Source organism: Intrasporangium sp. (genome assembly GCF_035688975.1).
Lineage (GTDB): Bacteria > Actinomycetota > Actinomycetes > Actinomycetales > Dermatophilaceae > CALMNV01.
Genome location: NZ_DASSMH010000044.1, coordinates 26,347 through 45,339 on the forward strand (window position 1 = coordinate 26,347; position 18,993 = coordinate 45,339).

Sequence of the window (18,993 nt, forward strand, 5' to 3'; positions counted from 1 at the left end):
GTGTCCACTGTCACCTCGCGGGCGACAACCCCTCTGCCTGGACCACGACGTTGCGAAGCGGTCGCCCGTCGCGCAGGGCCTCGACCTGCCGCCGAAGCAGCGCCCCGGCCCGCGGCGCCATCGCCCGCGTCGCCCCACCGACGTGCGGGCTGAGCAGCACGCCCGGGGTGCGCCACAACGGGTGGTCGGGCGGCAGCGGCTCGGGGTCGGTGACGTCGACGGCGGCCCGGATCCGGCCACCCGCGCACGCGGCGACGAGCGCGTCCGTGTCCACCACCGGACCGCGCGCGACGTTGACGACCACGGCACCGTCGGGCAGCAGTGCGAGCAGGTCCGCGTCGACGAGCCCCCGGGTGTCGTCGGACAGGGGCACGACGAGGATCAGGACGTCCGCCTCGGGGACGAGCGTCGGCAGCTCGTCGATGCCGTGCACCACGTCGACCAGGTCGTCGCCCTCCCGGCGGCGGCTCGCGACCGCGGTCACGGTGACCTCGAAGGGCGCGAGGCGCCTGGCGACGGCCTGGCCGATCTGGCCGTAGCCCACGACGAGGACGCGGCTGTCCGCCAGAGCGGGCCCGACGGGGGGCCGCAACCACAGGCCCTCGTCCTGGGCCTGCACGAACTCGGGCAGCCGCCGGATCGAGGCCAGTGCCAGCGCGACGGCCAGCTCCGCCGTGCTCGCGTCGTGCACCCCGGCCGCGTTGCAGAGCGCCACCCCGTCCGGCACGTCCCCGAGCACGTCGTCGTAGCCGGCGGTCAGCAGCTGCACGACCTGGAGCCGGTCGAGGCGCCCGAGCCGCTTCGCGAGCTCGACGCGGGACTGGTAGGGCGGCACCACGAGGCGCAGCTCCTCGCCCCGCGGATGGTCGTCGGCGAGGTCCCAGACGACGGCGTCCACGCCCGGGAGCTCGCGCAGCACGGCGGCATACTGCTCCTCCGGCACGGACACGACGAGTCGGTGGGGAGCCATGCCGCCGAGAGTATCCGTCTACCCTCGACCCGTGGCCACCTCGTCCCCCTCGGTCCTGGCACTGAACGTCGGTGCGCCACGGCGCCGGCCCTGGGCCAGCGGTGACGTCACCGGCATCGACAAGCGCCCCGTGCCGGAGATCGAGGTGCGCGACCCCGGCCCCAAGGAGGGTGGTCTCGGCAGCGGGGTGGTCGGGGACGCCATCGGCGACCGGCGCCACCACGGCGGGGTGACGCAGGCGGTCTACGCCTACGCCCGCGAGGACCACGACTGGTGGCAGGAGCGGCTCGGCCGCCCCCTCCGCAACGGCATGTTCGGGGAGAACGTCACGACCGTCGGCGTGGACTGCACGACGGCGCGGGTCGGCGAGCTGTGGCGGATCGGCGCGGTCGTGCTGCGCGTCGAGGTCCCGCGCATCCCGTGCGCGACCTTCGCCGGCCACCTCGGCGAGCGCGGCTGGGTGCGGCGGTTCACCGACGCGGGGCGGACGGGCGCCTACCTGTCCGTCGTGGTGGGCGGGACGCTCCACACGGGCGACGCCATCGACGTCGAGCGCCCGGGCCACGACGTCGACCTCCTCACGACCTTCCGCGCGTTCACCGGGGACCTCGAGGCGGCCGCCCGGGTCCTCGACGCCGGGGTGTTGCACGAGACGGAGCATGCCGCCCTGGCCCGGACCGTGGGCCGTCGCGTCCGGTGAACCCCCGCGCCTTGGACCGACATGGGTGACAATCGGGTATGCCGTCTCGCCCGGTCCGGTCCCGTGCCCTCGCCGGTGCTGCCCTGACCGTGCTCGCCGGCGTGCTCGCCGGCGTCCTCGCCGCGTGTTCGTCCTCCTCCCCCTCCAGCTCCCCTTCCAGCCCTGTCGCCTCCGACGTCGCGGGGTCGAGCTCGGCCCCGTCGTCGTCGTCGCCGACGGTCCCCCCCACGGCGCCCCCGACGGGCGTGCCGCCCGGGTCCGCGACCGAGGCACCCCCGGCACCGTCGGCGAGCCGGCCCCCCACCTCGACGCGCTCGCCTGCGGCGCGTCCGAGCGTCACCCCAAGACCACCGTCTCCTCGGGCCAACGCGGGGCCGGTGACCCTGCTCGGCGGCGTTGCGGTCCCGTGGTCGACCGTCGTGCTTCCTGATGGCTCGGCGCTCGTCAGCGAGCGCAACACCGGCGCGATCCACCGGGTCCCCCAGCCGGGCTCGGGCGGCCGCCCCGCCGTCGTCGGTCACGTCCCGGGCGTGGTCGCCGAGGGGGAGGGAGGGCTGCTCGGCCTGGCCGTGGCGCCGGACTTCCAGGCCAACCCGGTGCTCTACGCCTACTTCACGTCCGAGAACGACAACCGAGTCGCCGCGATCCCGTGGCGCGGAAACGCCATCGGCGAGCCCGTCGTGATCCTCGACGGCATACCCCGCGGCCGCTTCCACAACGGTGGCCGTATCGCCTTCGGGCCCGACGGCTACCTCTACGTCACCACGGGCGAGAGCGGCGACCGCCAGCTCGCCCAGAGCATGGAGTCCCTCGGTGGCAAGATCCTGCGGATCACCCGGGACGGCAAGCCTGCGCCCGGCAACCCGTTCGGCGGCTCCCCCGTCTGGTCCTTCGGTCACCGCAACGTCGAGGGGCTCGCGTGGGACAGCTCGGGACGCATGTACGCCAGCGAGTTCGGCAGCGACGCGTGGGACGAGCTCAACGTCATCGAGCCGGGACGCAACTACGGGTGGCCGGACGTGGAGGGCGTCAGCGGCGACCAGGACTTCGTCGACCCCATCGCACAGTGGCGGCCCTCGCAGATGTCGCCCAGCGGCATCGCCATGGGCCCCGACGGCGCCGTCTACCTGGCGGCGCTGCGGGGTCAGTCGGTGTGGCGCGTCCCGGTGCGGGCGGGCCGCCTGTCCGGCGCGCCGACGCGGCACCTGCAGGGCACCTATGGCCGCATCCGGGACATCCGCTTCGTCGGCGGCCGGGCGTGGATCCTGACGAGCAACGCGAGCGGCGACAGGCTGGTGTCGCTTCCGCTGTCGGCCGTGGGGGCCCGCTGACCCGCCCACGTCGAGTGGCCACTTCGGTACCAGCCGCCCACGTCGAGTGGCCAGTCCCGTACCAGTGATCAATCGCCCCCGGGCGTCCGGCGTGTGCCGACGAACGACCATTGGTCCGGTGTTCCCGCCCCGTTGAGCACGGGCCGCGCGCGGCAGCGGCACCAATGGTCGTCCGGGTGCACGCCGGTCGAGCTGCATCGACCCTTGCCTCGAGGACCGGCCGACGGTAGACCGGCCAGATGACTTCTGTTCCCGAGGAAGATCCCCAGACGGATCAACAGCCTGCCACGCGGGAGCCCCCGCAGGACCGTGTCATCCACGACCTGTTCCCATTGCTCAGCCGACCGGACCTCTATGCCAAAGCACTGAAACCGCTCGCTGACATCCTGCGCCACCACCCGTCGGCGGCCGGACGCCCCGGGCCGAAGGAAAGGTCCTCCGCCTCCGAACAGTCGCCCGCCCCTTCGAGGGTCGAGCCCGCGCAGCCTGGGCCAGGCACGCCGCCGGAGCGGTCTACTGCAGCCGATCCAGGATGAGCGCGCGGGCCTTGCCGGCGTCGGCCTGGCCCTTGAGCTCCTTCATGACCTGACCGATCAAGGCGCCGACCGCCTGCACCTTGCCGGCGCGGATCTTGGCCGCCACGTCGGGGTTGGCGGCGATGACACGGTCGACGGCGCCCTCGAGCGCACCGTCGTCCTCGACGAGCTGCAGGCCGCGGGCGTCCGCCACCGCGGTCGGTGTGCCCTCCCCCGCCAGCACCCCGTCGAGCACCTGGCGCGCGAGCGAGTCGTTGAGCCGGCCCCCGGTGACGAGGCCGTCGAGCTCGGCCACGTGCGCGGGGGTCAGGCCGATGCGGGCGGCATACGACACGAGGTCCATCGCCTCCGCGTTGGCCCGTCGCGACGGCTCCCCCAGCCACCACTTGCGCGCCGCCGCGGGGCTCGCGCCGGCGGCCACCGTGGCCTCGATGAGCTCCACCGCGCCCGCGTTGACGACGTCGCGCATCTCCAGATCGCTGTAGCCCCAGTCCGACTGGAGGCGTCGGCGTCGCTCGGCTGGAGGCTCCGGCAGCGTCTTCCGTAGGGCGTCCACCGTCTCCCGCGGTGGCGCCACCGGGACGAGGTCGGGCTCGGGGAAGTAGCGGTAGTCGTCCGCATCGGACTTCACGCGCCCCGACGTCGTGACACCGGTGTCCTCGTGCCAGTGCCGCGTCTCCTGCAGGACGGGGTGCCCCGCGTCGAGGACCGCGGCATGGCGCGCGATCTCGTAGCGCACCGCCCGCTCGACCGACCGGAGGGAGTTGACGTTCTTGGTCTCGGTGCGCGTGCCGAGGGGCACCGCCAGCTGGTCTGCGCCGCGGGGGTCCTCACCCACCTTGGGACGCAGCGACACGTTGGCGTCGCAGCGCATCGAGCCCTGCTCCATCTTGACGTCGCTCACATCGAGGGCACGCAGCAGCTCACGCAGCGCGGCGACGTAGGCCTTGGCGACCTCGGGGGCCCGGCGACCGGCGCCGACGATGGGCTTGGTGACGATCTCGATGAGCGGGATGCCGGCGCGGTTGTAGTCGACGAGCGAGTGGTCCGCGCCGTGGATGCGGCCGGTCGACCCGCCGACGTGCAGCGACTTGCCGGTGTCCTCCTCCATGTGCGCCCGTTCGATCTCCACGCGGAAGATCTCCGTGCCGCCGGACCCGTCGTCGACCTCGACATCGAGATGGCCGCCGAACGCGATGGGCTCGTCGTACTGCGAGGTCTGGAAGTTCTTCGGCATGTCCGGGTAGAAGTAGTTCTTGCGCGCGAAGCGGCACCACGGCGCAATCTCGCAGGCGAGGGCCAGGCCGATGCGCACCGCCGACTCGACGGCCTTCTCGTTGACGACCGGCAGGGCCCCCGGCAGCCCGAGGCACACCGGACAGACCTGCGAGTTCGGCTCTGCGCCAAAGGTGGTGGGGCAGCCGCAGAACATCTTGGTCTGCGTGTGCAGCTCGACGTGCACCTCGAGGCCCATGACGGGGTCGTACCTCTCGAGTGCCTCGTCGAAGTCGAGCACGGGCTCCGACAGGTGGGTCGTGGTGGCAGCCATGTCAGGCGTCCTTCCGCTCGAGTGAGGCGTCCAGCTCGGGTGCCCGGTCGAGCAGCGGGCCACCCCACCGGTCGGTCAGTGCTCGCTCGAGGGCCGCGCCCACGGCATACAGCCGCTCGTCCCTCATCGCGGGCGCGAGGATCTGGAAGCCCACGGGCAACCCGTCCTCGTCGGCGAGCCCTGCCGGCAGCGACATGCCCGGCACGCCCGCGAGGTTGGCCGGGATCGTCGCGATGTCGTTGAGATACATCGCCATCGGGTCATCGAGCTTGTCACCGAGCTTGAACGCGGTCGTCGGCGCGGTCGGGCTCACGAGCACGTCGACCTGCTCGAAGGCCGCCGCGAAGTCCTGGGCGATGAGCGTGCGGACCTTCTGCGCGGAGCCGTAGTAGGCGTCGTAGTAGCCCGAGCTCAGGGCGTAGGTGCCGAGGATGATGCGCCGCTTGACCTCGTCGCCGAAGCCGGCGTCGCGGGAGGCGGCCATCACCTGCTCCGCGCTCGGTGTCTCCACGCCGTCCGGGTAGACCCGCAGGCCGTAGCGCATGGCGTCGAACTTCGCGAGGTTGCTCGACGCCTCGCTCGGGAGGATGAGGTAGTAGGTCGCCAGGGCGTAGACGAAGCTCGGGCACGACACCTCGACGACCTCGGCGCCGGCGTCGACGAGGAGCCGCACCGACTCCTCGAACCTCGTCCGCACCCCGGCCTGGTAGCCCTCCCCGCCGAGCTCCCGGACGACGCCGATGCGCAGCCCGGTGACATCGCCGGCCCGGGCGGCCTCGACGACGGGCGGGACCGGCGCGTCGATGCTCGTCGAGTCCCGCGGGTCGTGCCCGCCCATGACGGCGTGGAGCAGGGCCGTGTCGAGGACGCTGCGGGCGCAGGGCCCCGCCTGGTCGAGCGACGACGCGAGCGCGACGAGCCCGTAACGTGACACGCCGCCGTAGGTCGGCTTGGTGCCGACCGTGCCGGTCACCGCGGCCGGCTGGCGGATCGAGCCGCCCGTGTCGGTGCCGGTCGCGAGCGGCGCCTGGAAGGACGCGAGGACCGAGCTCGAGCCCCCGCCCGAGCCCCCGGGGATGCGCTCGAGGTCCCAGGGGTTGCGCGACGGGCCGTATGCCGAGTGCTCGGTCGAGCTGCCCATGGCGAACTCGTCCATGTTGGTCTTGCCGAGGATCGGCAGGCCAGCGGCCCGCAGCTTGGTCACGACGGTCGCGTCGTAGGGCGGGATCCAGCCCTCGAGGATGCGGCTGCCGCACGTCGTCGGCATCCCCTTGGTCGTCATGACGTCCTTGACCGCGATGGGGACGCCGGCCAGCGGCCCGAGCGACTCTCCCCCGGCGCGCCGCTCGTCCACCCGGCGCGCGGCCGCGAGGGCGCCCTCGGCGTCGACGTGGAGGTAGGCGTGGACCGCGGCGTCGACCGCGGCGATCCGGTCGAGGTGGGCCTGCGTCACCTCCACGGAGCTGACCTGGCCGCTCGCCAGCGCGTGCGCCAGGTCGGCGGCGCTCGCCCTCGTCAGGTCGGGGTTGAGGTCGGTCGTCACGTCGGTTGCCTTCGTTCGTCGGTGGGCGCTGCGGGGACGGGTATGCCGCCGGCCCGGGTGGGCGGCATACGGCCGGGTCAGTCCTCGGTGAGGATGCGCGGCACGGAGAAGCGCTGCTGCTCCGCCTCGGGCGCACCCGAGAGCGCCTCCTCGGCGCTCAGGCCGGGGACCACGACGTCCGGGCGGGTGACGTTGGTGAGCGGCATCGGGTGGGACATCGGCGACACGCCCTCGATGGGCGCCTGCTGCACCGTCGCGACCGACTCGAGGATGACCCCGAGCTCGCCCACCATGCGGTCGAGCTCGGTCTCGCTGAGGTCGATGCGGGCGAGGTCGGCCAGGTGCGCGACGTCGCCACGGGAGAGAGGGGACATGCCGGCCAGTCTATGGGCGCCCAACGCGCCCCACGATGACGGGCGGGTCAGCGCCGTCGACGGCGCTCGAGGACGATCCTGCGCAGCAGGTTGCGGGCCGTGCCCCAGACGCCGTGCCGGAAGAGCAGCACGATGAGCACGAAGATGGCGCCCGTGATCATCCCGATCCCCTCGAAGCCCGACGACGCGAGGTAGTCCTCGAGGCTGACGACGACGCCCGCGCCGACGAGCCCGCCCCACAGCGTGCCGATGCCTCCGAGGACCGTGACGAGCACGACCTTGCCCGACGTCGTCCAGATGAGCTCCTGGAGCGAGGCGAAGCCGTGACTGATCGAGAAGACGCCGCCGGCGAGCCCGGCGAGCCCGGCGGAGATGACGAAGGCCGTGATCTTGTAGCGCTCGACGTCGTAGCCCAGTGACCGGGCCCGGGCGGGGTTGTCCCGCACGGCGGTCAGGACGCGGCCGAAGGGGGAGTTGACGACCCGCCAGGCGATGGCGATGCCGACGAGGACGAGCGCCACGCCCGCGTAGTAGAAGTAGAAGGAGTCGGTCTCGACGAGCTCGATCCCGAAGAAGTTCTTGGGGATGCCCTGCAGCCCGTTCTCTCCGCCGGTGACGTCCCGCCACTGGTTGGCGATGAAGTAGAGCATCTGGGCGAACGCGAGCGTGACCATGGCGAAGTAGATTCCGGTCCGGCGCACCGAGAGGTAGCCGATGGGGACGGCGATGGCCATGGCGAAGAGAGCACCCCCGAGCACGGCGACCGGGAAGGGCAGCCCGGACCTGATGGCGATGAGCCCTGTGACGTATGCCGAGCCGCCCCAGAAGGCCGCGTGGCCGAAGCTGAGCAGGCCCGCGTAGCCGAGGAGCAGGTCGACGCTGATGGCGAACAGGCCCCACGTCATGATGTCCATCGCCACAGGCGGGTAGACGACGTAGGGCAGCGCGCCCACGACGACCAGCCCCGCGAGGAGCAGGAGCGCGCGAAGGGGCCCTCGCGTCGGCAGGACGGACTTCTCGGCGAGGTCGAGCGGGGCCTTGCCCGTCAGCTGTTCGCTCACGCCACCTCCTCCCTTCCGAACAGCCCGGACGGGCGCACGAGGACGACGAGCGCCATCAGGACGAAGATGACGATCTGTGCATAGGACGGGGCGTACGCGACCCCGTAGGCCTCGGCCAGCCCCACGAGGAACCCGGCGACGACGGCCCCGAGGATGGAGCCGAGGCCGCCGATGACGACGACGGCGAACAGGACGATGATGAAGTTGCTGCCCATCTCCGCCGTGATGGCGCGGAAGGGGGCGGCGAGGACGCCGGCGAGGCCGGCCAGCGCGACGCCGAACCCGAAGACGGGGGTGACCCAGCGTCCGACGTTGATGCCCAGGGCGCGGGTGCGCTCGGGCGCCTCGGTGGCCGCACGCACGATCATGCCGACCCGCGTCCTCGTCAGCAGCAGGCCGACCCCCAGGCACACGACGACGGAGAAGAGGCACGCGAAGAGCTGGTACGCCGACAGCCCCACACCCGCGACGCTGAGCTGGCCGCCGAGCCCCGCCGGCACCTCGTAGGGCAGACCAGAGACGCCGTAGCGCCGCTTGACCGCCTCGACGAGGATGAGGGTGAGGCCGAAGGTGAGCAGGAAGTTGTAGAGCGGGTCGAGCTGGAGCAGCCAGCGCACGAGCAGGCGCTCGACGAGGACGCCGAAGCCGAAGAGGAGCAGCGGCACGACGAGCAGCGCGGCCCAGAAGTGCAGGTTCAGCTCGGCGAGCAGCACTGCGGACAGGACGGCCCCGAGCATGTACGTCGCACCGTGGGAGAAGTTGACGACGCCGAGGACGCCGAAGATGACGGCGAGACCGAGGGCGGACAGGGCGTAGAAGCCCCCGGCCGCCAGGCCCTGCAGGGTGTACTGGAGGAAGGCGCTCATGGTGCGGCTCGATCAGCCCATGGTGCAGGCGGGGTTGGCCGGGCCGTAGGCCTCGGCGGCCGGGATCGTCTTGACGATCTCCTCGTAGTCCCACTCCTCCGCGGCCTTGTCCTTGACCTTGGCCAGGTAGACGTCGTGGACGACGGCGTGGTCCGCCTTGCGGACCTCGCCGTTGCGGAGGAAGACGTCGTTGATCTTCTTGCCCTCCAGCTTGGCCACGACGTCGTCGGCCTTGTCGGTGCCCGCCTCCTGGACCGCCTCGAGGTAGTTGCTGGCGGCCGAGTAGTTCGCGGCGTGCGCGAAGGAGGGCCGGGTGCCCGTCTTCGCCTGGAACTTGTCGGCCCAGGCCCGGTTCTGCTCGTCGAACTTCCAGTACCACGCGTCGGTGAACTGTGTGCCGGCGAACTGCTCCACTCCGAGCGAGTGGATGTCGGTGATGAACATCAGGCCGACGGCCAGCGTGGCCTTGCCCTTGAGCGAGCTCTGGTTGAACTGCTTGACGAAGTTGATGAGGTCCCCGCCGGCGTGCATCGAGCCGACCACCTTGGGGCTGCCCTCGCCCGCCTTGGTGATGAAGGTGGCGAAGTTGTCGCTCGGGAACGGCGAGGCGATGGACTGGCCGACCGTGCCGCCGGCGGCCTGCACCTCCTTGGTGAAGGACTTGTTCATGTCCTGGCCGAAGGCGTAGTCCGGGTAGACGATGTTCCAGCTCGTGCCGCCGGCCTTGGTGATGGTGCCCGCGGTGCCCTTGGCGAGCACCGCGGTGTTGTAGGCCCAGTGGAACGTGTACTTGTTGCAGCTCGCGCCGGTGAGCGCGGTCGTGCCCGCGCCGACGTTGATGTAGAGCCGCTTCTTGTTCTTCGCCTGGGTCGCCACCGCCAGGGCGGCCGCGGAGTTGGGCACGTCGAGGATGATGTCGGCCTTCTGCCGGTCGTACATCTCCTGGGCCTTGGAGTTGGCGACGTCCGCCTTGTTCTGGTGGTCGGCCTGGACCACCTCGATCGCCTTCGCCACGGCCTTGTCGCCGTACTTGGCCTTGTAGTCGTCGATGGCCATCTGGATCGCCGCGGCCGAGTTGGGACCGGACAGGTCCTTGTAGACGCCCGACTGGTCGTTGAGGAGCCCGAGGACGACCTTGCCGTCGCTGAGCCCGCCGGAGCCGCCCGACTGCGGCCCGCCCGCCCCTCCCCCGCACGCGGCGAGCGCGAGCGATGCCGAGGCCGCGATGGCCAGGGAGCCGTGGATCCTGCTGCGACGCATGTCCCCTCCTGGGGTGTTCGAGTGTGGAGCGTGGTGCGGTGGTGTGGGCCGGTCGGTGGTGCGGGGGCCTGGGTCACATCCCGAGGTAGCTGAGCAGCTCGCTCTCCCGGGCCGCGAAGTCGGCGTTGTCGAGCCGCTCGACGACCTTGCCCTGGGCGAGCAGGTAGTGGCGGTCGGCCACCGTCGCCGCGAACTTGACGTTCTGCTCCACGAGGAGGACGGCGACGCCCTGGGCCTTGATCTCACGGATGACGTCGCCAATCCGCTGGACGATGACAGGGGCGAGGCCCTCACTGGGCTCGTCGAGCAGGAGCAGGCGCGAGCCCATGCGCAGCACGCGCGCCATGGCGAGCATCTGCTGCTCGCCGCCGGAGAGCCGGGTGCCCGGGAAGTCGCGGCGCTCGTGCAGCACCGGGAAGAGCTCGAAGATCCGCTCGAGGCTCCACCCGCCGTCGTGGACGACGGGCGGCAGCAGGAGGTTCTCGGCGACGGTGAGGCTCGCGTAGATGCCGCGGTCGTCGGGGACCCAGCCGATCCCCAGCCGCGCCCGGGCGTCGGCGGACCGTCTCGCCAGCTCCACGCCCCCGAACGTGATCGACCCCTCGACCTGCCGGTGCAGCCCCATGACGGCACGCAGCAAGGTCGTCTTGCCGGCGCCGTTGCGTCCGACGAGGGTGACCACCTCGCCGGCCGCGACGTCGACCGACACGTCCTCGAGCACGCGCGCCTCGCCGTACCAGGCGGAGAGGCCCGTGACGGTGAGCACGGCGCTCACGGCGCGGCCCCGAGGTATGCCGTGATGACCCGTTCGTCGGCCCGGACCTCGTCGTAGGGCCCCTCGGCGAGGACCTGCCCGGACTGGAGGACGGTCACGGTGTCCGCGAGCGAGCCCACCACGTGCATGTTGTGGTCGACGAAGACGACGGTCCGGCCGGTGGCGAGCTGCCGCACGAGGGCGATGGTGCGGTCGACGTCCTCGAGGCCCATGCCGGCCGTCGGCTCGTCGAGGAGCAGCAGCTTGGGGTCCAGGGCCATCGCGATGGCGAGCTCGAGGGCCCGCTTCTGCCCGTAGGCCAGCGACCCGGCGGGGGCTCCCGACCGGTCGGCGAGCCCCACCTGGTCGAGCAGCTCCATCGCACGGTCGCCGAAGACGGACAGGCGTCGCACGCTGCGCCAGAACTGCATCCCCAGGCCCGTCGGGCTCGCCAGGGCCAGCTCGAGATGCTCGCGCAGCGTCAGCTGCTCGAAGAGGCTCGTGATCTGGAACGAGCGGGCGATGCCGAGCGGGGCGATCTGCTCCGGAGCCTTTCCGGTGATGTCGGCACCCTCGAAGAGGATCGACCCGGACGACGGCGCGAGGAAGCCGGTCAGCAGGTTGAACAGCGTCGTCTTGCCGGCGCCGTTGGGCCCCACGAGGGCGTGGACCGTGCCCGCCGCGACGCGCAGGTCGACGCCCGAGACGGCAGCGAAGCCGCGGAACTCCTTGGTCAGGGCGCGGGTCTCGAGGAGCAGGGAACCGGTGGACACCTGCACCTCCTCGTGCCGGGACGTCTGGTCAGGACGGCCGTCCTGCCTCCCGAAAGCCTAGGAGCGCCACCCGGGGAGGATACGGTGACCGCACACACACCTGGCTCGCACTCATGGGCCGGCGCCACACCCCGCGCGCTCAGTCGACGGCGCCGGACTCGAGCAGCCGCGTGAACTGCGCCTCGTCGAGCATCGTCAGCCCCAGCTCCTCCGCCTTGGCCGCCTTGGTGCCGGCGTTCGCGCCGACGACGACGAAGTCGGTCTTGCGCGACACCGACCCGGCGGCCTTGCCGCCGCGGCTGACGATCGCCTCCCTGGCCTCGTCGCGGGAGTAGCCCTCGAGGGAGCCGGTCACGACCACGGTCCGGCCCTCGAGGGTGCGCGGCACGGACGCGTCGACCTCGTCGGCCATGCGCACGCCGGCCGCGGCCCAGCGCTCGACGATCTGCCGGTGCCAGTCCACCGTGAACCACTCGGTGACCGCCTCCGCGATGACGCCGCCGACCCCGGCGACCTGGGCCAGCTCCTCGGTGGTCGCCGCGCGGATGGCGTCCATCGAGCCGAAGTGCGTGGCGAGCGCCCGCGCGGCCGTCGGGCCGACGTGCCGGATGGACAGCGCCACGAGGACCCGCCACAGGGGCTGGCGCCTCGCGCTCTCGAGGTTGGCGACCAGCCGGGCGCCGTTGGCCGACAGGACGCGACCGTCGACGACGTCCTCCGGCGGGTCGGTGCGCCGGGCGGCACGGGTGTAGAGCGGCACCCGGGCGATGTCGTGCGCGGTGAGCTCGAACAGCGCCCCCTCGTCCTCGAGGACGCCCGACTCGAGCAGCGCGGTCGCACCCTCCCAGCCGAGGGCCTCGATGTCGAGCGCGCCCCGGGAGGCGAGGGCGAAGAGGCGCTCCCGCAGCTGGCTCGGACAGGAGCGGGCGTTGGGGCACCGGATGTCCTTGTCGCCCTCCTTCTGCGGGGCGAGCGGCGTGCCGCACGACGGGCAGGTCGTCGGCATGACGAACTCGCGCTCGGAGCCGTCGCGAAGCGGCACCACGGGCCCCACGATCTCGGGGATGACGTCACCCGCCTTGCGCAGCACGACGGTGTCACCGATGAGGACGCCCTTGCGCCGCACCTCCGACGCGTTGTGCAACGTGGCCATCTCCACCGTCGAGCCGGCGACGACGACGGGCTCCATGACGCCGTAGGGCGTGACCCGACCCGTGCGCCCGACGTTGACCCGGATGTCGAGGAGCCTGGTGTTGACCTCCTCGGGGGGGTACTTGAAGGCGATCGCCCACCGCGGCGCCCGCGACGTCGCGCCGAGCCGGCGCTGGAGCGAGACCTCGTCGACCTTGACGACGATGCCGTCGATGTCGTGCGGCCCGTCGTGGCGGTGCTCACCGTGGTAGGCGATGTACTCCTCGACCTCGGCCACGGTGCCGACCACCCGCGCCTCGTCCGAGGTCGGCAGCCCCCACCCCCGAAGCACGGCATACGCCTCGCTCTGCCGGGTCACCTCGAAGCCCTCGCGTGCCCCGAGACCGTGGACGAGCATCCGCAACGGCCTCGTCGCGGTGACCCGGGGATCCTTCTGGCGCAGTGAGCCGGCCGCCGCGTTGCGCGGGTTGGCGAAGGGCGGGCGGCCGGCCTCGACGAGCGAGGCGTTGAGGTCGGCGAAGGCGGTGGTGGGGAAGAAGACCTCGCCTCGGACCTCGACCAGGGTGGGCACACCCGCGCCCTCGAGCACGTGCGGCACGCCCGTGATGGTGCGGACGTTGTGGGTGACGTCCTCCCCGGTGCGGCCGTCGCCCCGGGTCAGGGCCCGCACGAGGCGGCCGTCCTGGTACAGCAGGTTGATGGCCAGGCCGTCGATCTTCGGCTCGACGAGGTAGTGCACGCCGGTGCCGACCTCGCGCTCGGCCCGTTCGGCCCACGCCTCCAGCTCGGCCACCGTGAAGGCGTTGTCGAGGCTGAGCATCCGTTCGAGGTGGTCGACCGCCGCGAACTGGGTGGCGAACGCCGCGGCGCCGACCTGCTGGGTCGGGCTGTCGGGGACCCGGAGCGAGGGCCACTCCTCCTCCAGGGCGACGAGGCGCCGCATCAGCTGGTCGTACTCCGCGTCGCTGATCGTCGGAGCGTCCTTGACGTGGTAGGCGAACTGGGCCGCCCGCGCCTGCTCGGCGAGGCCGTCCCACTCGTGCCGCACCGCCTCCGGGGTGACGTCGTCGGTCGGGTCCGGCAGGCTGCTCGTGGTCACGGGGCCATCGTGCCAGCCGCCGCCGACGCCTCGGGGCTCTGGCCACCGGGGCGGCTGGCCGGTGACAATGGCGGCACGTCAGATCGACAAGGAGCCTTGATGACCAACCTCGCCACCAACCTCGTCGCCACGGCCGAGCGGCTGCCCGACAAGGTCGGCATCCGCCTCGACTCCGTGGCGCTCACCTGGGCGCAGCTGCACGACGCCGCCGCGGGGGTGGCCGGGCGGCTGCGGGAAGCCGGGCTCGAGCCGGGGGACCGGGTGGCGCTCATCCTGCCCAACGTGCCGGCATACCCGGTGGTCTTCTACGGGTCGCTCCTCGCGGGCGCCGTCGTGGTCCCGATGAACCCCCTCCTCAAGGCAGGCGAGGTGGCCTACTACTTCGCCGACTCCGGCGCCCGGATGGCGTTCGTGTGGCCCGACTTCGCCGCGGAGGCCGAGAAGGCGGCCGCGGAGACGGGCACCCAGGTCCTGCTCTGCGGGCCGCTCGGGCCCGTCGACGAGGCCCTCCCGGAGGCCGACCCCGCACCCCTGGCCGCCGACAAGGCCGACGACGACACCGCGGTGATCCTCTACACCTCCGGCACCACGGGCAAGCCCAAGGGCGCCGAGCTGACCCACCGCAACCTGCACCTCAACGCGACGCGCTCCGCCGACGACGTCATGCAGCTGACGGAGGACGACGTCATCATGGGCTGCCTGCCGCTCTTCCACGTCTTCGGCCTGACGTGCGGGCTGGGCACCGCAGTGCTGCGCGGTTGCGAGCTCACCCTCATCCCGCGCTTCGAGCCCGGCAAGGCCCTCGAGGTCATCGCGCGCGACCACGTCACGGTCTTCGAGGGCGTGCCCACGATGTATGCCGCCATGCTCAACCACCCGGCCGCGCCGACGGCCGACACGAGCAGCCTGCGCACCTGCGTGTCCGGCGGCTCGGCCATGCCCGCGGAGGTGATGCGGGCCTTCGAGGCGGCATTCCACTGCCAGATCCTCGAGGGCTACGGCCTGTCCGAGACCTCGCCCGTCGCGTCCTTCAACCTCCCGGACGCCCCGACGAAGCCCGGCACCATCGGGCGGGCCATCCCGGGTTGCGAGATGAAGCTCGTCGACCTCGACGGCAACGACACCGCGCCGGGCGAGATCGGCGAGATCGCCATCCGGGGCGACAACGTCATGAAGGGCTACTGGAACCGCCCGCAGGCCACGGCCGAGGCGATCCCCGACGGATGGTTCCGCACCGGTGACCTCGCGACGGTGGACGCGGACGGCTACTTCACGATCGTCGACCGCAAGAAGGACCTGATCATCCGGGGCGGCCTCAACGTGTATCCCCGCGAGGTCGAGGAGGTGCTCTACGCCCATCCCGACGTCGTCGAGGCGGCCGTGGTCGCCGTGCCCGACGACGTCCTCGGGGAGGAGGTCGCCGCCGCCGTCGCGCTGCGCCCGGGCGCCGAGACCCCGCTCGAGGAGATCCAGGACTTCGTGCGCGAACGGGTGGCCGCCTACAAGTACCCCCGCCACCTGTGGCGTCTCAGCGAGCTGCCCAAGGGCCCGACCGGCAAGATCCTGCGGCGCGAGGTGCGGCCCCCGGCGTGACGGCGCGCCGCCATTTTGGCGATCCGATGTCCGATCGGTGACACTTGAGGTCATCTCCGCCGACCTGACAAGGCGCGCCACCCGGGACGGCCCGCGCCAGGTCACCGAAGGGAACACCCACGTGAGTACGAGCAGCCGCATGACATCGCTCGTGCCGGGCCTGGCCGTCGTGGCCGTGCTCGGCCTGGCCGCCTGCAACGGCCCGGTCACCGCCCCGGGCGGTCAGTCGCCGACGCGCGCAGCCGGCGCCGACGCCTCCAGGGCCGCGCAGACACCGGCCGCGTCGACCACGACCACGCCCGCCATGGACTGGGTGACGACACCTGCGGCGGACGCCTCCGACGTGCCGGTCGACACGCGGGTCGTGGCGCGGGCCGAGGAGGGCACGCTGACCGCGGCCAGCCTGCGCTACACCAACAAGAAGGGCCAGCGCGTCGACGTCAAGGGGTGGCTCGAGTCGGGCACGTGGACGGCGAGCGACCTGCTCGAGCCCGGCGCCACGTACACCCTCGCCATGGAGGGCACCGACGCCTCCGGCGCGCCGACCCGGACCGAGCGCACGTTCACGACGGCGCCGCTCACCCTCGACGACCAGATCTACGTCAAGGTGGTGCCCGACGGCCAGACCGTGGGGATCGGTATGCCGGTCATCGTCACCTTCGACCTGCCGGTCGTCGACAAGGCCACCTTCGAGAAGCACATGGTGGTCACGAGCACCCCGGCGCAGGAGGGGTCGTGGTACTGGCTCTCCAGCCGGGAGGCCCACTGGCGGCCCAAGGCCTACTGGAAGCCGGGCACTAAGGTGCACGTCGAGGCCAACCTCAACGGGGTGCCCGCGGGCGGAAACCGCTTCGGCGAGCAGTCCCGTGTGGCCGACTTCACCGTCGGCCGGTCCGTCGTCGCCAAGGTCGACCTCAAGAGCCACCTCATGGACGTCTACGTCAGCGGCGCGAAGGCCCGCACCATCCCGATCTCCGGCGGCCGCCCGGGGTGGGAGACCCGCTCCGGCGTCAAGGTCATCATGGAGAAGTACACCAACTTCGAGATGAAGGCCGAGTCCATCGGGCTCAAGCCCGGCGACAAGGACTACTACCACGACGTCACCGTCAAGCACGCGCTGCGGATCACCCACTCCGGCGAGTTCCTCCACACCGCGACGTGGTCGGTGTCCCAGCAGGGTCGCGCCAACGTCAGCCATGGGTGCACGGGCATGAGCGAGGCGAGCTCCGACTGGGTGTTCGCGAACATGCGGATAGGCGACGTCGTCGAGACGACCGGCTCCCGCAAGCCGATGACGATGGGCAACGGCTACGCCGACTGGAACCTCAGCTGGGCGGCATACCAGAAGGGGTCCGCGCTCTGACCCGCCCGGGGCGGCTCACCGCGACCGCCGCTGCCAGGACGACGGCGGCGCCCACGAGCTGCCACGGGCCGAGGCGCTCACCGAGCACCACGTAGCCGAGCGCCACCGACACGACCGGGATCAGGTAGGTGACGAGCGAGCCGACCTGCTGGCCCACGGCGCGAAACACGTCGTACTGGAACAGGTAGGCGACCCCCGTCCCCAGCACGCCGAGGGCGAGGACCGCCAGCAGCGGCGCCTCGGCGCCACCGCTGGCACCCGGGGCCGCCGACCACGGGGCCGGACGCTCACCGCCCCGACCGAGCAGCCACCAGCCGACGAGGAGCAGCGCCATCTGACCCGCCGCCACGGTCAGCAGCGCCGCCGGGAACTGCAGGCCCGCGAGGTCGGCCGCGGCGAGGTGGCGACGGACCCAGGTCCACCCGATCCCGTACGACGCGCCCGCGAGCAGCGTCACGCCGAAGCCGACGGCGTCGGGCTGACCGGCCGACGCCCACGGCTGGGCGATCACGACCACGCCGAGAAAGCCCGCGGCGACGGCGGCGAGCCGGGCCGCTGGCAGCCGCTCCGCAGGCAGCACCGCCATCGTGGCGAGCACGGTGGCGATCGGGGTCACGGCGTTGCCGATGCCCGCAAGGGCAGAGCTGACCCGCTCCTCCCCCAGCGGGAACAGCGTGAACGGCAGGGAGCACAGGAAGACCGCGACGACGAGCAGGTGCGCCCACACCGTGCGCGAGCGAGGGAGCCGGCCGCCGGTGAGGCGGAGCAGCGCGAGGACCGTGAGGGCGCCGAGAACGATCCGGAAGGTGGCGATCTGCAGCGGCGCGAACCACCGGAGGCCGAGTTTCATGAGCAGGAAGCTCGCACCCCAGATGAGCGCCAGGCTGGCGAACTTCACCTGCCACGGCACCCGAGGCGGGTCCGTCACGAGGCGCCTCGCTCGGTGAGCTCGGCCGCGGCGTCGACCGCGAGCCGCTGCAGCCTGCGGGCCTCGTCGGGGCTGCACCCGGCGAGCCCGCACGCGGGCGTCACGACGAGGTCCGCGAGGGTGGCGCGCGGCATACCGACGCGGTGCCAGGCGTCGGCGACCTGGTCGGCCACGTCCTGGGCGCGGCCCACGGAGCCGTCGGTGGGCACCGCCCCGGCCAGGAGCCGTATGCCGTCCTCGACGGCCACGGCCACGCCCTCCCAGCCGCGGGGGCCGAGCAGGGTCGTGTCGAGCGAGAGGGCGCCGGGGCCCGCGTCGCGCAGGAGGGCGATGGGCGGGTCTGCGGCACAGCAGTGCAGCACCGTGTCAGCCGGGCCCGCCGCGCCCAGCACCGCCGCGAGCGCCGACAGGGCGTCCTGCGGGTCCGGGGCCGGCAGCCGGCCGTAGCCCGACGCGGTCGGCAGGCGTCCGTCGAGCACGGCGGGCAGCGACGGCTCGTCGACCTGCAGCACCACCTCGGCGTCCGGCACGAGCCGACGAACCGCCGCCACGTGGGCGCGCACGCCCTCCGCGAGGGACGCCGCGAGGTCGCGGCATGCGCCGGGGTCGGCGACGACGCGCTCGCCGCGGGGCAGCCACACGCCGGCGGCCAGCGTCCACGGTCCCGCGACCTGCACCTTGAGCGGCCCCCGGTGGCCGTCGAAGGCCTCGGCGAGCTCGTCGAGGTCCTCCCGGAGCAGGGCCGCCGTGCGCCGGGCGTCACGGCCGGGCCGGTCGACGAGGCGCCAGCCCGTCGGCTGGAGGTCGACGTGGAGCTCGACGAGCAGGGCCGCCGTGCGTCCGACCAGGTCGGCGCCGGGGCCCCGCGCCGGGAGCTCGGGCAGGTAGGGCAGGTGCCCGTCGAGCAGCTCGCGCACCTGACCCAGCGCATCCCGGATGGAGGTGCCGGGCCAGGATCCGATGCCGGTCGCGTGCGTCACCGGTCCACTCTATTGACCCGCGACCGGACGCCGTCGACGCCCGACCCACGAGCGCCCGAGGGACTAACCACACGTGCCAGGTGGGCTTCCAGCTCAAGTAGCCCGCCGGGCGGGCACCCGGGGCACGCCCGCGGCATACGGCTAGCGTGGCGGGGTGCGAC

At 72.5% G+C, this 18,993-nt stretch carries 16 protein-coding genes; 4 read left to right on the forward strand and 12 right to left on the reverse strand.

The window, feature by feature from the left end; translation table 11 throughout:
• Window positions 1–10 precede the first annotated feature (10 nt).
• Window positions 11–970, reverse strand: a complete 960-nt coding sequence (locus VFJ94_RS04410) for a 2-hydroxyacid dehydrogenase (protein WP_325002979.1) — start codon at window positions 968–970, stop codon at window positions 11–13.
• Between the two features lie 31 nt (window positions 971–1,001).
• Here VFJ94_RS04410 and VFJ94_RS04415 point away from each other — a divergent pair, with 31 nt between their 5' ends.
• Entirely contained in the window at window positions 1,002–1,670 is a 669-nt protein-coding gene (locus tag VFJ94_RS04415) for an MOSC domain-containing protein (protein ID WP_325002980.1), read from the forward strand.
• Between the two features lie 377 nt (window positions 1,671–2,047).
• Window positions 2,048–3,001 carry a PQQ-dependent sugar dehydrogenase gene (locus tag VFJ94_RS04420; protein ID WP_325002981.1) on the forward strand — a complete coding sequence of 318 codons (954 nt, stop codon included), beginning with the start codon at window positions 2,048–2,050 and terminating at the stop codon, window positions 2,999–3,001.
• A 513-nt stretch (window positions 3,002–3,514) separates the two neighbouring features.
• Here VFJ94_RS04420 and gatB read toward each other — a convergent pair.
• From gatB to ligA, 9 genes are all read right to left on the reverse strand, one after another.
• On the reverse strand, window positions 3,515–5,086 hold the full coding sequence (gatB, locus tag VFJ94_RS04425) for an Asp-tRNA(Asn)/Glu-tRNA(Gln) amidotransferase subunit GatB (protein ID WP_325002982.1): 1,572 nt from the start codon (window positions 5,084–5,086) through the stop codon (window positions 3,515–3,517).
• A gap of 1 nt (window position 5,087) precedes the next feature.
• Entirely contained in the window at window positions 5,088–6,629 is a 1,542-nt protein-coding gene (gene gatA, locus VFJ94_RS04430) for an Asp-tRNA(Asn)/Glu-tRNA(Gln) amidotransferase subunit GatA (RefSeq protein ID WP_325002983.1), read from the reverse strand.
• Window positions 6,630–6,706: 77 nt separating this feature from the next.
• The gene (gene gatC, locus VFJ94_RS04435; RefSeq protein ID WP_325002984.1) at window positions 6,707–7,003 is read right to left on the reverse strand and encodes an Asp-tRNA(Asn)/Glu-tRNA(Gln) amidotransferase subunit GatC; all 297 of its coding nucleotides are present in this window, start codon (window positions 7,001–7,003) and stop codon (window positions 6,707–6,709) included.
• A 47-nt stretch (window positions 7,004–7,050) separates the two neighbouring features.
• Window positions 7,051–8,064, reverse strand: coding sequence for a branched-chain amino acid ABC transporter permease (locus tag VFJ94_RS04440; RefSeq protein WP_325002985.1), 1,014 nt, complete (start codon window positions 8,062–8,064; stop codon window positions 7,051–7,053).
• Window positions 8,061–8,930 carry a branched-chain amino acid ABC transporter permease gene (locus tag VFJ94_RS04445; RefSeq protein ID WP_325002986.1) on the reverse strand — a complete coding sequence of 290 codons (870 nt, stop codon included), beginning with the start codon at window positions 8,928–8,930 and terminating at the stop codon, window positions 8,061–8,063. The genes VFJ94_RS04440 and VFJ94_RS04445 overlap by 4 nt, the downstream gene beginning before the upstream one ends.
• A 12-nt stretch (window positions 8,931–8,942) precedes the next feature.
• Complete coding sequence (locus VFJ94_RS04450) at window positions 8,943–10,190, reverse strand: ABC transporter substrate-binding protein (RefSeq protein WP_325002987.1); 1,248 nt, start codon at window positions 10,188–10,190, stop codon at window positions 8,943–8,945.
• Window positions 10,191–10,263: 73 nt separating this feature from the next.
• Window positions 10,264–10,965, reverse strand: coding sequence for an ABC transporter ATP-binding protein (locus VFJ94_RS04455; RefSeq protein WP_349256083.1), 702 nt, complete (start codon window positions 10,963–10,965; stop codon window positions 10,264–10,266).
• A complete protein-coding gene (locus VFJ94_RS04460; protein ID WP_325002988.1) occupies window positions 10,962–11,717 on the reverse strand; it encodes an ABC transporter ATP-binding protein in 756 nt (251 codons plus the stop codon). Before VFJ94_RS04460 ends, VFJ94_RS04455 begins: the two co-directional genes overlap by 4 nt.
• A gap of 139 nt (window positions 11,718–11,856) precedes the next feature.
• Window positions 11,857–13,968, reverse strand: a complete 2,112-nt coding sequence (ligA, locus tag VFJ94_RS04465) for an NAD-dependent DNA ligase LigA (RefSeq protein WP_325002989.1) — start codon at window positions 13,966–13,968, stop codon at window positions 11,857–11,859.
• A 99-nt stretch (window positions 13,969–14,067) separates the two neighbouring features.
• Between ligA and VFJ94_RS04470 the strand changes: the two genes are divergently transcribed.
• The gene (locus VFJ94_RS04470; protein WP_325002990.1) at window positions 14,068–15,561 is read left to right on the forward strand and encodes a long-chain fatty acid--CoA ligase; all 1,494 of its coding nucleotides are present in this window, start codon (window positions 14,068–14,070) and stop codon (window positions 15,559–15,561) included.
• A 139-nt stretch (window positions 15,562–15,700) separates the two neighbouring features.
• The gene (locus VFJ94_RS04475) at window positions 15,701–16,924 is read left to right on the forward strand and encodes a L,D-transpeptidase (RefSeq protein WP_325002991.1); all 1,224 of its coding nucleotides are present in this window, start codon (window positions 15,701–15,703) and stop codon (window positions 16,922–16,924) included.
• On the opposite strand, the gene VFJ94_RS04480 is transcribed toward VFJ94_RS04475, so the two are convergent.
• Together VFJ94_RS04480 and VFJ94_RS04485 are read right to left on the reverse strand one after the other, a co-directional pair.
• Window positions 16,887–17,852 (reverse strand): DMT family transporter, encoded by a 966-nt coding sequence (locus VFJ94_RS04480; protein WP_325002992.1) that lies wholly within the window; start codon window positions 17,850–17,852, stop codon window positions 16,887–16,889. The genes VFJ94_RS04475 and VFJ94_RS04480 overlap by 38 nt on opposite strands.
• Window positions 17,849–18,832, reverse strand: a complete 984-nt coding sequence (locus tag VFJ94_RS04485) for a methionine synthase (protein WP_325002993.1) — start codon at window positions 18,830–18,832, stop codon at window positions 17,849–17,851. Before VFJ94_RS04485 ends, VFJ94_RS04480 begins: the two co-directional genes overlap by 4 nt.
• Window positions 18,833–18,993: the final 161 nt, after the last annotated feature.

Excerpts from the sequence above, each read along its gene's own strand:
- VFJ94_RS04450 (WP_325002987.1), bottom strand. The coding sequence starts at position 10,190 with ATGCGTCGCAGCAGGATCCACGGCTCCCTGGCCATCGCGGCCTCGGCA.
- gatC (WP_325002984.1), bottom strand. The coding sequence starts at position 7,003 with ATGTCCCCTCTCTCCCGTGGCGACGTCGCGCACCTGGCCGACCTCGCC.
- VFJ94_RS04470 (WP_325002990.1), top strand. The coding sequence starts at position 14,068 with ATGACCAACCTCGCCACCAACCTCGTCGCCACGGCCGAGCGGCTGCCC.
- VFJ94_RS04410 (WP_325002979.1), bottom strand. The coding sequence starts at position 970 with ATGGCTCCCCACCGACTCGTCGTGTCCGTGCCGGAGGAGCAGTATGCC.
- gatB (WP_325002982.1), bottom strand. The coding sequence starts at position 5,086 with ATGGCTGCCACCACGACCCACCTGTCGGAGCCCGTGCTCGACTTCGAC.
- VFJ94_RS04445 (WP_325002986.1), bottom strand. The coding sequence starts at position 8,930 with ATGAGCGCCTTCCTCCAGTACACCCTGCAGGGCCTGGCGGCCGGGGGC.
- VFJ94_RS04475 (WP_325002991.1), top strand. The coding sequence starts at position 15,701 with ATGACATCGCTCGTGCCGGGCCTGGCCGTCGTGGCCGTGCTCGGCCTG.